11 protein-coding genes are annotated in these 12,625 nt (G+C 68.7%); 9 read left to right on the plus strand and 2 right to left on the minus strand.

Features of this window, described 5'->3' with window-relative positions; genetic code table 11:
- Window positions 1–45 precede the first annotated feature (45 nt).
- The 5 genes from ACH54P_RS36605 (at window position 46) to ACH54P_RS36625 (ending at window position 7,101) form a co-directional block, all read left to right on the plus strand.
- On the plus strand, window positions 46–1,782 hold the full coding sequence (locus tag ACH54P_RS36605; RefSeq protein WP_489907865.1) for an ABC transporter family substrate-binding protein: 1,737 nt from the start codon (window positions 46–48) through the stop codon (window positions 1,780–1,782).
- A gap of 290 nt (window positions 1,783–2,072) precedes the next feature.
- Window positions 2,073–3,884 (plus strand): ABC transporter family substrate-binding protein, encoded by a 1,812-nt coding sequence (locus tag ACH54P_RS36610; protein ID WP_489907866.1) that lies wholly within the window; start codon window positions 2,073–2,075, stop codon window positions 3,882–3,884.
- A 182-nt stretch (window positions 3,885–4,066) separates the two neighbouring features.
- Entirely contained in the window at window positions 4,067–5,083 is a 1,017-nt protein-coding gene (locus ACH54P_RS36615) for an ABC transporter permease (protein ID WP_489907867.1), read from the plus strand.
- The gene (locus tag ACH54P_RS36620; RefSeq protein WP_489907868.1) at window positions 5,076–6,005 is read left to right on the plus strand and encodes an ABC transporter permease; all 930 of its coding nucleotides are present in this window, start codon (window positions 5,076–5,078) and stop codon (window positions 6,003–6,005) included. The genes ACH54P_RS36615 and ACH54P_RS36620 overlap by 8 nt, the downstream gene beginning before the upstream one ends.
- 79 nt (window positions 6,006–6,084) lie before the next feature.
- Window positions 6,085–7,101, plus strand: coding sequence for an ABC transporter permease (locus ACH54P_RS36625; RefSeq protein ID WP_489907869.1), 1,017 nt, complete (start codon window positions 6,085–6,087; stop codon window positions 7,099–7,101).
- A 127-nt stretch (window positions 7,102–7,228) separates the two neighbouring features.
- Here the strand turns inward: ACH54P_RS36625 and ACH54P_RS36630 are convergent, their stop codons facing one another.
- A complete protein-coding gene (locus ACH54P_RS36630; RefSeq protein WP_489907870.1) occupies window positions 7,229–9,010 on the minus strand; it encodes an ABC transporter ATP-binding protein in 1,782 nt (593 codons plus the stop codon).
- 112 nt (window positions 9,011–9,122) lie between these two features.
- Between ACH54P_RS36630 and mshB the strand changes: the two genes are divergently transcribed.
- From mshB to ACH54P_RS36645, 3 genes are read left to right on the plus strand one after another with little or no spacing between them, the layout of a single operon-like run.
- Window positions 9,123–9,965 carry an N-acetyl-1-D-myo-inositol-2-amino-2-deoxy-alpha-D-glucopyranoside deacetylase gene (gene mshB / locus ACH54P_RS36635; RefSeq protein ID WP_489907871.1) on the plus strand — a complete coding sequence of 281 codons (843 nt, stop codon included), beginning with the start codon at window positions 9,123–9,125 and terminating at the stop codon, window positions 9,963–9,965.
- Window positions 9,962–10,354 carry a hypothetical protein gene (locus tag ACH54P_RS36640; RefSeq protein ID WP_489907872.1) on the plus strand — a complete coding sequence of 131 codons (393 nt, stop codon included), beginning with the start codon at window positions 9,962–9,964 and terminating at the stop codon, window positions 10,352–10,354. The genes mshB and ACH54P_RS36640 overlap by 4 nt, the downstream gene beginning before the upstream one ends.
- Entirely contained in the window at window positions 10,347–11,138 is a 792-nt protein-coding gene (locus ACH54P_RS36645) for a hypothetical protein (RefSeq protein ID WP_489907873.1), read from the plus strand. Before ACH54P_RS36640 ends, ACH54P_RS36645 begins: the two co-directional genes overlap by 8 nt.
- Before the next feature lie 72 nt (window positions 11,139–11,210).
- Here ACH54P_RS36645 and ACH54P_RS36650 read toward each other — a convergent pair whose 3' ends face one another.
- Window positions 11,211–11,972: a site-2 protease family protein gene (locus ACH54P_RS36650; RefSeq protein ID WP_489916844.1), complete on the minus strand. Its 762-nt coding sequence runs from the start codon at window positions 11,970–11,972 to the stop codon at window positions 11,211–11,213.
- Window positions 11,973–12,234: 262 nt separating this feature from the next.
- On the opposite strand from ACH54P_RS36650, the gene ACH54P_RS36655 reads away from it, so the two are divergent.
- The gene (locus tag ACH54P_RS36655) at window positions 12,235–12,522 is read left to right on the plus strand and encodes a WhiB family transcriptional regulator (RefSeq protein WP_257918562.1); all 288 of its coding nucleotides are present in this window, start codon (window positions 12,235–12,237) and stop codon (window positions 12,520–12,522) included.
- Window positions 12,523–12,625 lie beyond the last annotated feature (103 nt).

A 12,625-nucleotide genomic window follows, 5' to 3' on the forward strand; every position in this document is an offset into this window, starting at 1 on the left:
GAGCATGGCTGACCCGATCGGCGGAATCTTGGGGAGGAACGGGGCGTGCGGGTGAATCGCAAGGCGGTGCCGGTAGTGGCACTCGCGGCCGTGCTGCTCACCGCCTGCACCAACACCCCGCCACCGCCGGTCGTGTCGTCGTCGGTCGCGCCGGTGTCGACCACCGGCAAGACGCCGTCGCAGATCGTCGTCGGCGTCGACGACGTGCTCGGCGGGTACAACCCGCACAACCTCGCGGACTCCTCCCAGGTCACCTCGGCGCTGTCGCAGCTGCTGCTGCCCTCGGTGTTCCGCCAGAAGGACGACGGCACCACGAAGCTCGACACGAACCTGATGAAGTCCGCGCAGGTGATCTCGCAGCAGCCGTTCGTCGTCGCCTACGACATCCGGGCCGACGCGTCCTGGTCCGACGGCGCGCCGATCGCCGCCGAGGACTTCGACTACCTGCGCACCCAGATGCGCGACCAGCCCGGCGTGATCGAGCCCGCCGGCTACCGGCAGATCACCGACCTGCAGTCCCGCGAAGGCGGCAAGCGCGTCGAGGTCACCTTCGCCAAGCCGTACCCCGGCTGGCAGACGCTGTTCTCCGGCCTGCTGCCCGCCCACCTGCTCAAGGACGCGCCCGACGGCTGGCGCGGCGCGCTCGCGTCGAACTTCCCGGCCATCGCCGGCCCGTTCTCGATCAAGAGCCTCGACACCGCCCGCGGCGAGGTGATCCTCGAGCGCAACGAGCGCTACTGGGAGAAGCCGGCCGCGATCGACCGGATCGTGCTGCGCCGGTCGGACCAGAACACCCTGCTGGCCGCGCTGCGCAGCGGCAACGACCAGTTCGCGCTGGCCCGGACGACCGGCGACGAGCTCAAGCTGCTCGGCGAGCTCGGCCCGGCCGTGCAGCTGCACACCGTCGCCCGGCCGCTGGTGGCCGGCGTGCTGCTGCGCCCGGTCAGCGCCACGCTGCAGGACGCCCGGGTCCGCGCCGGCGTCGCCGCGCTGATCGACCGCGGCAAGCTGATCACCGAAGGTGTCGACGGCGGCCCGTCGTCGACGCTGCACGCCGACGCCCAGGTGAAGGCGCCGTCGGTGGCGGGGTACGCGGCGACCATCCCGCCCGGCCCGCCCACCGCCCCCGACGTCGCGAAGGCCGAGGAGTCGCTGCAGGCGGCCGGCTACGCCAAGACCGCGGGCACCTGGCGCAAGAACGGCAAGGCCCTTTCCCTGGTGATCGCCTCGCCGGGCACCCAGGAGCCGTACGCGACGATCGCCAAGGAGCTCACCAGCGAGCTCGCCGCGCAGGGCATCGAGGTCAACGCGATCACCCCGCAGCCGCGCGACCTGTTCAGCGGCCTGCTCGCGATGCCGGTCGCCGGCGGGGTCCAGCAGCCGACCGGCGACTCGGCCGGCAACGTCGGGATCGACATCGCGGTCGTGCCGCAGGCGGTCGGCGGCGACGCGGCGTCGGTGCTCGCCTCGACCTTCGGCTGCCGCCCGGAGCAGACGGCCGCGGGCGCCGACAAGACCAAACCCGTCGTTCCGGGCAATTCGGCCGGGTTCTGCGACCCCGCGCTGCAGCCGTCGATCGACGCGGCGCTGTCCGGATCGACGCCGATCACCGAAGCGCTCACCACCCTTGAGCCTGAACTTTGGCGTCAGAACGTGGTAATCCCGTTGTTCCAATTGGCTGACACCCTGGCGATCGGATCGGGCATCTCGGGCGTCACGCCCGGTCCCCCGATGGTGGGCCCGTTCGGGTCGGCGGTGAACTGGACTCGCGGCCCGAAGTAATCGCTTGGCTACGCATTCAGTACTACCGGGTGATCTTCACCGACGCCTTCGAGTGGGAGTGCGTGAATCCGTGAGGTAACCGTCGTATTTCTGGATGTCGGCTGGAAGTCACCCTTTGGTCACGATCGACCCTGAACTGGTGACTGTCGGTGCTTTTCCTTTCTAGCGTGCTCCCGCAGTGCGCCAGTTGAGTGTCGCTTGGCGTGTCGTAGGCTCCGGCCCATCCAAACCGGAGCGGTGTGGGCCCTTGTCCCGATATTCAAGGGCTCAGTGCTAGGAGGGCACACTTCATGAGGAGATCCAAAGCTGTCTCCGCTTTGTCGCTCGTCGCCGGCGCCTCGCTGTTGCTGAGCGCCTGCAGCGGCGGCGATTCGGGTTCGGGCAACACCGACCAGAACGGATCGTCGACCGACGTCAAGGCGATGGCTGCCGGCAAGGCCGAGACCGGCGACCTGTTCAAGCTCGCGGACACCCCGGGGTACGACGGCACGGTCACGATCGGTATCGACGACGGGTACTCGGGGTACAACAACCAGACCCCGGACACCAACAGCTCGTACAACAACTACGTCCTGACCGCGGTGCTCTCCGGTACGTTGAAGCTCGACGGCAACAACAAGGTGCTGCTGAACAGCGACGTGTTCGAGTCGTGGGACATCACGCAGAAGGACCCGCAGCAGGTCACGTACAAGATCAAGCCGAACGTCAAGTGGTCCGACGGCCAGGCGTACGACTGCAAGGACCTGTACCTGGCGTGGCTGTCGCAGAGCGGCCTGGCCAAGGGCCCGGACGGCAAGAACCCGTTCAACTCGGCGTCGACCACGGGTTACTCGCTGATCAAGCAGGCGACCTGCAAGGACCCGCTGACCTTCGTCACCGACTACAGCGAGCCCTACCTCGACTACAAGGGCCTCTTCAACGCGCCGGCGATCATGCCCGCGCACGTCCTCGAGGCCAAGACCGGCATCTCGGACATCACCAAGCTGGCCCCGACCGGCGACCCGGCCCAGATCAAGGCCGCCGGTGACTTCTGGTCGAACGAGTGGAAGGGCTTCAAGGCGGACATCATGCCGTCGTCGGGCCCGTACAAGATCACCGCGTTCGACGCCAACCAGAAGGCCGTCACCCTCGAGAAGAACCCGATGTGGGTCGGCGGCAAGGGTGGCCCGTCGAAGATCATCGTCCGCGCCATGGAAGACACCAAGGCCATGGCGACCGCGCTGCAGAACGGTGAGATCGACGTTGCGGCGTCGACCCAGCCGGACGCCACCGCGGCCCAGACGATGAAGGGCCTCGCGGCGCAGGGTGTGGTCTACGGTTCGGCCCCGCAGCTGACCTACGAGCACCTCGACCTGAACTTCAAGCGCATGTTCGCCGACAAGGACCTCCGCAAGGCGTTCCTCGAGTCGGTCAACCGCAAGGAGATCACGGACAAGCTGCTCAAGGAGGTCCAGGCGGACGCGGAGCCGCTGAACAGCGTCGTCTTCTTCCAGGGTGAAGAGGGCTACACCGACCTGTACAGCAGCAAGGCGGGCCTGGGCGCCGAGGCGGCGGCCAAGACCCTGACCGACGCCGGTTGGACCAAGGGTGCCGACGGCATCTTCGCCAAGGGCGGCCAGCGCGCCTCGTTCAAGATCACGCACAACCAGAACGCGCGCCGCAGCCAGACCGTCGAGATCATCATCTCGCAGGCCAAGGCGGCCGGCATCGAGGTCAAGGACGAGACCGACGCCAACTTCCTCAAGGGTGGCCGCGTCTCGACCGGTGACTACGACGTCGCGCTGTTCGGCTGGTCGGCCCAGCCCTTCAAGGCGGAGTCGAAGTCGATCTACGTCTGCCCGGACAACGGTGGTGAGCAGAACTACCAGGCTCTGTGCGACAAGAAGATCGACGACGCCTACACCGCCGCGGTGAAGGCGACCGACGAGCAGGTCAAGCTGCAGAAGTACCAGGAGGCCGACAAGGCCATCGCGGACGACTACGCGACCCTGCCGCTGTTCCAGACGCCGTCCATGTGGGCGTTCAAGGGCATCGACCGCGTCTACATGCAGTCGTACGACGGTGTTCTGTGGAACGTCGGCGAGTGGGAGCAGAAGAAGTAGGGCTCGCCCCGCCTCTTCTTTCCCCTCGCTCCAGATGACCTGGGGGTACCGGGGCCCGGCCACAAGCCGGGCCCCGGTACCCACCGGAAGTAGCTGTTGACCGTAGGGTTACCGCCACTACGGTAGACAACCGGGTAGCGGTCCAGCGCACTTCTGACCAGGCCCGGATGAGGAGCAGTTCGTTGAACCTGGTGATCTACATCCTTCGCCGTCTGGCGATATCGATTCCCGTCCTGCTGGTCGGGACTTTCTTGTGTTTCGTCATGGTCGCCGGCACCGGCGACCCGCTGGGCGAGCTGCGCCAGAACCCGCAGATCAGCAAGGAAGCGCTGGCCGCCACGGCTGCCAAGCTCGGTCTCGACCAGGGCATCATCCCCCGTTACTTCTCGTGGCTCGGTGACTTCCTGACCGGTGACTGGGGCATCTCCATCGCCCAGGGCAACGCCCTCGCGCCGGTCGCCCCGAAGGTGATGGCCGCGCTCGGCGTCACCTTCAAGCTGGTCGTCGGCGCCGAGATCCTCGCGCTGATCGTCGGCATCATCGTCGGCGTGCTGGCCGCCGTGAAGCAGTACTCGATCATCGACTACATCGCGACCACCCTCGCCTTCCTGCTCTTCTCGATGCCGATCTTCTGCGTCGCGATCGTGCTGAAGCGCTACGCGATCGAGATCAACGGCTGGGTGCGCGACCTGGGCCTGTCCGACGTCCTCGGCAACCCGTGGCTGCGTACGACCAGCCCTGAGCAGCTGAGGACCGACGGCGTAGGGGACTTCATAACCAGCACGATCGGCGCGTACCTGCTGCCGACGCTGTCGATCATGGCGATCAGCTTCGCCGCGTACAGCCGGTTCCAGCGCGCTTCGATGCTCGAGGTCATGGGCTCGGACTACGTGCGCACCGCGCGCGCCAAGGGCCTGGCCAACGGCCGGGTCATCTTCCGGCACGCGTTCCGCAACGCCCTGATCCCCGTGACGACGCTGTTCTCGGTGAACTTCGGCTCGGTCCTGGCCGGCGCCATCATCACCGAGACGGTGTTCAACTGGCACGGTATGGGCACGTTGCTGGTGGAAGCCGTCACCAAGAACGACACCCAGGTCATGATGGGGTGGCTTGTGGTGATCGCCTCCCTCGTGATCATCGCCAACCTGATCGCCGACCTGATGTACGGCATCCTGGACCCGAGGATTCGCGTTGGCTGACTTGAACTCTCTTCTCGCGACCGAGACCGCCGCGGCCGAAGGCACGCTGCCCCCGGACGCGCTGCCGGAACCGCGGAGCCAGGGCAAGCTGGTCCTGCGGAAGTTCCTGCACCACAAGCTGGCGATGGCGTCGACGGCGGTGCTGCTGCTGATCGTGCTGGTCAGCATCCTGCTGCCGATCTTCTGGAAGCACAGCTACCAGGACAGCTCGTTCCCGTCCTTCGCCAAGCCGAGCGGCGAGTTCCCGCTCGGGACGACGCAGGTCGGCAAGGACATGGTGTCGCAGGTGCTGCGCGGCACGCAGTACTCGCTGCTGATCGCGCTCACGGTGTCGATCCTGGCGACGGTGATCGGCGTCGTGTTCGGCGCGATCGCCGGCTACCTGCGCGGGTTCTCCGACTCGGCCATCTCGCGGGTGACGGACCTGTTCCTGATCATCCCGCAGATCGCCGCGGCGGCCATCCTCGCCAAGGTCTTCGGCGGCGGCTCCTGGTACATCGTCGCGCTGGTGCTGGCGGCGTTCGGCTGGATGCAGATCGCCCGGATCACCCGCGCCGAGGCGATGTCGCTGTCCCAGCGCGAGTTCGTCGACGCGGCTCGCGCGTCGGGCGCCGGGACGTTCCGGATCATCTTCAAGCACCTGGTGCCGAACATGGTCGGCAGCATCACGGTCAACGCGACCCTCGCGGTCGCGCAGGCCGTGCTGGCGGAAGCCGCGCTGTCGTTCATCGGCCTCGGTGTCCAGCTGCCGGACACCTCGCTCGGCCGCGTCATCCTGGAGAACTACGCCCAGCTGCAGACGCGGCCGGCGCTGTTCTTCGGGCCGTTCGTCGTGCTCGTGCTGATTTCACTGACGATCAACTTCATCGGTGACGGTCTTCGCGACGCCTTCGACCCGCGTCAGCGGAGAATGAAGGCCTGAACGCACGCCGCGGGGGTGACCGGGTTCCGGTCACCCCCGCGCTCGTTCGCCGCGGGATCGCCGGACCTGGGGGTTTCGGATGAACCTGGTTCTCTTCGTGCTCCGCCGGCTGGCCATCTCCATCCCGGTCCTGCTGGTCGGCACCTTCCTGTGCTTCGTCATGGTGGCCAACACCGGCGACCCGCTCGGGGAGCTGAAGAGCAAACCCGGGATCAGCGCTTCGGCCATCGCCGAGACCGAGCACAAGCTCGGCCTGGACCAGGGCGTCGTCGCCCGGTACTTCACGTGGCTCGGGCACTTCCTGAGCGGCGACTGGGGCATCTCCATCGCGCAGGGCAACGCGTTCACCCCGGTCCAGCCGAAGGTGATGGCCGCGTTCAAGGTGACGCTCGAACTGGTGCTGGCGGCCTCGATCCTCGCGCTGGTCTTCGGCGTGCTGGTGGGCGTGCTCGCCGCCGTCAAGCAGTACTCGATCTGGGACTACCTCGCGACGACGCTGGCGTTCCTGATGTTCTCGATGCCGATCTTCTGCGTCGCCATCGTCCTCAAGGGCTACGCGATCCGCGCCAACATCTGGGTGCGTGACCTGGGCCTGTCCGACGTCCTCGGTGACCCGTGGCTGCGCACGACGAGCCCGGAGAGCCTCTCGGCGACCGGCGTGGGCGACGCGCTCGCGAAGTACGTCGGCGCGTTCCTGCTGCCGACGCTGTCCATCATGGCGATCACGTTCGCCGCGTACAGCCGGTTCCAGCGGGCGTCGATGCTGGAGGTCCTGGGCGCCGACTACGTCCGCACAGCGCGCGCCAAGGGCGTCACGAACAGCCGCGTGATCTGGCGGCACGCGTTCCGCAACGCGCTGATCCCGGTGATGACGCTGTTCTCGGTCAACTTCGGCGCCACGGTGACGGGCGCGATCATCACCGAGACGGTCTTCAACTGGCACGGCATGGGCACGCTGCTGGTGGAGGCGGTCAACAAGAACGACCCGCAGGTGCTGATGGGCTGGCTGGTCGTGATCGCGGCGAGCGTCGTGGTGGCGAACCTGATCGCGGACCTCCTGTACGGCATCCTCGACCCCCGCATCCGCGTCGGCTGAGATGCCCGCCTGATCACGCGTGATGCCCCCGCGGACACGCGAGATGCCCGCCTGATCACGCGAGCGACCCCGCCAGGCACGGCGAGGGCCCGCACCCCCGGGGTGCGGGCCCTTCAGCGTGTGTACGTCAGTCGGCCACGGGGGCCAGCCTGCCGGCCTCCCAGGCCGCGCGGCGCTCGGCCTGCAGCACCGGGTCCGCGACCGGGGCCGCCGACAGCAGGCGGCGCGTGTAGTCCTGCTGCGGCGAGTGCAGCACCTGGTCGCGGGTACCGACCTCGACGAGCTTGCCGTGCTGCATCACCGCGACACGGTCGGCGAGCAGGTCGACCACCGCCAGGTCGTGGCTGATGAACAGGCAGGCGAACTGCAGCGACTGCTGCAGGTCGAGGAACAGGTCCAGCACGCGGGCCTGCACCGACACGTCCAGCGCCGACGTCGGCTCGTCCGCGATGAGCAGCGCCGGGTCGAGCGACAGCGCGCGGGCGATCGCCACGCGCTGGCGCTGGCCGCCCGAGAGCTCGTGCGGGTAGCGGTTCATGTAGTGCCCGCCCAGCTCGACCTTGTCGAGCAGCGAGCGCACGCGCGCCGACAGCGCCTTGCCGGACAGCACCTTGTGCAGCACCATCGGCTCGGCGATCGACTCCCCGATCGTCATCTTCGGGTCCAGCGTGGACGCCGGGTCCTGGAACACGATCGAGAAGAACCGGCGAAGCGGGCGAATCTCCTTCGCCGACATCGTCGTGATGTCCTTGCCCGCGATCGCGATCGTGCCCTGCGTCGCGCGCAGCAGGCCGACAGCGCAGCGGCCGACCGTCGACTTGCCCGAGCCGGACTCGCCCACCAAGCCGACGATCTCGCCCTTGGCGATGGTGATCGAGACGTCGTCCACCGCGCGGTTCTTGGCCTGGCCGCGGCGGCCCGGGTACTCGAGCACCAGGTTCTTGATCTCCAGGGCCGGGGCGCTCTCCTCGATCACGGCCTCCAGCTCGGCGTCGGCCAGCCGGATCTCCTCGGCGATCCGGGCGGCCTCCGTGCTGTCCGCGTCGATCCCGGAGTCGTCGAGCAGGCGGCGCCCCTCCGGGCGCTGGCCGAGCACCGGCACCGCGGCGAGCAGCCGCCGGGTGTAGTCCTCCTTCGGCGACGCGAACAGCTCGCGCACCGGCGCCTCTTCGACGATCTCGCCCTGGTACATCACGATGACGCGGTCGGCCATGTCGGCGACGACGCCCATGTCGTGGGTGATCAGCACGATCGCGGTGTCGAGGGTGTCCCGCAGCTTGCGCAGCAGGCCGAGGATCTCCGCCTGCACGGTGACGTCGAGCGCGGTGGTCGGCTCGTCGGCGATGATGACCTTCGGGTCGCAGGCGATCGCCATGGCGATGACGACGCGCTGGCGCAGCCCGCCCGACAGCTGGTGCGGGTACTGCTTGAACCGCAGTTCCGGGTTCGGGATGCCGACCATGTCGAGCAGCTCGACCGCGCGCCGGTCGGCGGCGGCCTTGGAGATCTCCTGGTGCGAACGCAGGGCCTCGCGCAGCTGCCAGCCGACCGTGTAGACCGGGTTCAGCGCGGTCATCGGCTCCTGGAAGATCATCGCGACCTGATTGCCGCGGATCTTCTGCATTTCCTTTTCTTTGAGATCGGCCAGGTTGCGCTCGCCGAGGCGGAGCTCGCCGGCGATCCGGCTGGTCTTGGGCAGCAGGCCCAGCACCGACATCGACGTGACGGACTTGCCGGACCCGGACTCCCCGACCACGGCGACGATCTCGCCGGGCTTCACGTCGAACCCGATGCCCTTGACCGCGTCGACGACGCCGTCCTCGGTCGGGAACGAGACGCTGAGGTCGGAAATGGACAGGACCGATCCTGACACGCCGGCGACGTCCGCCGAAGTTGCTTCAGTGCTCACCAGATGCCCTTCGTGGGGGTACAGACGATCGCGACGCGGCGGTCGCGACTCGCGCGAGGATAACCGAGGGTGTCCCCGACGAAGGTCGGAGCACGGGAATTACGCTCAACCCGTGATCTCCCCGGTATCGCGCAGGCTGCTGCTCGTCCACGCCCATCCCGACGACGAGAGCATCACCACCGGCGCCACGATCGCACGATACGCCGCCGAAGGCGCCGAGGTGATCGTGGTGACCTGCACGCTCGGTGAAGAGGGAGAGGTCATGCGCGGCCTCGGCGAGCTGGCCGGGCTGCGCGCCGAGGCGGCCGACCAGCTGGGCGGCTACCGGCTGACCGAGCTCCGCGCGGCCTGCGCCGCGCTGGGGGTCTCACGGCACCGTTTCCTGGGCGGCGTCGGCCGCTGGCGGGATTCGGGCATGGCGGGCACGCCGTCGGCGTCGCACCCGCGGGCGTTCACCGGCGGGAACGCCGAGGAACAGACCGAGCAGCTGGTGGAGCTCCTCGACGAGTTCGAGCCCCAGGTTGTCGTCACCTACGACGCCTTCGGCGGCTACGGCCACCCCGACCACATCCGGGCCCACGAGATCACGATGGCGGCGGCGCCGCGGGCGAAGTCGGTGGCGCGGGTGTTCCACACGGTGGCGCCGGGGAACGCAGTGCGCGCCGGACTGGACGCGCTGCGTGCCGGCGAGGCCGCCTACCGCGTCCCGGCGGACGACGAACTGCCCACGACGCCGGACGACGAAATCACGACGGTGCTCGACGTCACCGCGTACGTCCCGGCCAAACTGGCGGCCCTGCGCGCGCACGCGACGCAGCTGGCCGTCGTCGACGGCGACGTCCCGTACTTCGCGCTGACGAACGAGGTGGCCCAGCCGATCCTCGCGCAGGACTGCTTCGTGCTGGCCCACGGCCCGGCCGAGGGTGCCGCGGACGACCTGTTCGGCGGGCTGTGACCGTGCCGGACCGGCTGACGCTGGAGCAGGGGCTCCTGCTCGCGCTGCTCGTCGTGGACACGGTGCTGCTCGCCGTGCTGGAGCTGTTCTTCCTGCCGCTGCGGATCGGCGTGGTCCCGGTGCCGGCGACGGTCCTCGTCGGCGCGGTCACCACACCGTGGCTGGTGGCGACGACCGGCAGGCTGGTGCGGCCCGCCCTTTCGTGGGTACCCCTCGCCGTGTGGGTGCTCGTCGTGTTCGGGGTCGGCATGCTGGGTCCGGGCGGTGACCTGGTGCTGATCCAGGACTGGCGGGCACTGCTGCTGCTCGGCGCGAGCGCGCTGCCGGGCGCCATGGTGCTCGGCGGCGGGCTGGGCCGTGCGGTGGGAAGGAGACCGGGACGTGGCTGAGGCGATCTCCGACAAGCAGGTCGTGGCCGTGCTGCGGCCGTTCGTGCGGGCGTGCGGGCCGATGCTCGACGCGCTGCGCGAGTCCGACCCGTTCAAGCTGCAGGCGCGAGCCCAGCGGGCGGAGCACGACGATCTGGCCGAGGTCGAATCCGGCCTGAAGGCGAAGCTGATCCACGGGCTGACGTCGGTGAAGGTGCCCGGCACGGCGGCGTGGGCGCGGATGACCGGATACGACCGGTCCAGCTGGTGGATGAACCGCGTCGGCCGGTTCACGGCATTGCTGACGTCCATCCCGGGCCTCGGCGGCGCCCTCGCCGACCGGCTGCCGGTGCAGGACGCGCTCGGCGCGGCGTCGCAGGGGCTGCTGCTGTGCGCGATCGCGGGCGAGTACGGCGTCACGGACGTCGGCACGCGGGTGCGGCTCATCGCGTGGGTGCTCTTCGAGCGCGACATCGACCCGGACCTCGCGGCGGGCAAGCACGCGGAGCACGACGAAGCCGCGGAGGCGAACGAAGCGGCGAAGCTGACCGAGGAACTGACGGAGTCGGAGAAGAAGCACGGCAAGGCGACGGTCAAGGCGGCGGCGGGCACGCTGTGGCGCCTCGGCCGCGGCCTCCTCGCGATCACGGGGGAGCTGGAGAAGCGGCCGCGGGGGAACATCCTGCATCGTGCGGTCGGGATGTTGCCCGTCGTCGGTGCGGCGGGGGACTACTTCGGGGAACGGTCGGGGTTGCGGGTGGCGTGGAAGCGGGCGCACGTCTGGCTGACGGAGCACCGCACCTGACTTTTCCCGCCGCGAAGCGGGTTCAAACCTCCGAGGTGGCCTTCGGCTCCTTGCCGGAGGCCACCTCGGACGTCAGCTCCAGAAGCGGAAGACGCTGCTGCCGATCTGCGCGCCGTCCTCGTAGCCGCCGAAGGCACCGAAGAGCGAGAAGGCGCCGTCCCACAGGGCCGCGTTGGCCGGCTTGATGAACCACAGGATCGCGAACAGGATGATCGGCGCCCACGGGCGCACCTGCGCGCCGAGTTCACGCGCCCGCGGCGGCAGGTACGGCTCGATCGCGCCCCAGCCGTCGAGGCCCGGGATCGGGAGGATGTTGAGGATGAACGTCACGATCTGCAGCAGCGCCAGGTAGGACATCGCGATCACGAGGCCGCCCGACATCGGGACCAGCGCGACCACCAGCGCCAGCGCCGCGCCGACCGCGAGGTTGCTCAGCGGGCCGGCCAGCGACACCCACGACGACGTCCCGCGCGAGCGCAGCGCGCCGCGGTTGATCCAGACCGCGCCGCCCGGGAGCGGGATGCCGCCGATGATCAGGAAGACCAGCGGCAGGACGATCGACAGGACCGGGTCGGTGTACTTCCGCACGTCCAGGGTGAGGTACCCCTTGTGGGCGACGCTGTAGTCACCACCCCGGTAGGCGACCATCGCGTGGCCGAACTCGTGCAACGACAGCGACGCCACCCAGCCGGCGGCGACGAAGATCACCACGCCCGCGATGAGCAGCGGGTCGCGGTCGCGGACGAAAACGGTGTTGATGTCCCCGAACGCGGCCATGGCGCCACCGGCCACGGTGAGCGCGAGGATGCCGAGGAAGACCGGGCTGGGACGCACTGCTGACTTCTGCACGGGTTCCAGTCTTCCGTATGCCCGGTGTGAAGTTACCGGCGTGTCCCCTTGCGCGATCGGGCTCCGACGTCCCCCGAACTCGCTACTCCGCTTGACCTGACCGCACTACACGGGTGTAATCACAGTGATGTCATTCGCCGTCGAGGGGACGGCGAGTGTCGTTTCACCACCGCCAGCCTGGGGAGTGCTAGGGAGCGAGGAGGCGGACGTGCGGTTGGAAGCCGATGGGAAGGAATGGGGGCACGTCATGGGTTGGGGCGAGATCCCGGAGCAGGCTCTGGGTGATCTCACCGAGCTCATCGATGCCACTGAGGAAGAGCAGGATTGGCAGGAACGCGCTCTGTGCGCGCAGACGGACCCGGAGGCGTTCTTCCCCGAGAAGGGCGGCTCCACCCGCGAAGCCAAGCGGATCTGCCTGGGCTGCGAGGTCAAGGACGAGTGCCTTGAGTACGCGCTGGCCCACGACGAACGCTTCGGCATTTGGGGCGGTCTGTCCGAGCGGGAGCGCCGGAAGCTGAAGAAACGAGCCATCTAGACCTTGCTCCTGCGGGTGGCGCGCGGTGCGTCGTGCTGCGCCCGCAGGAAGCGGGGCGGGTTCGCGGACGGTTCGGCGATTTCCGGGAGTGCGCCGGGAATCC

The sequence above is a fragment of the Amycolatopsis sp. N2S4-7 genome (assembly GCF_058119595.1).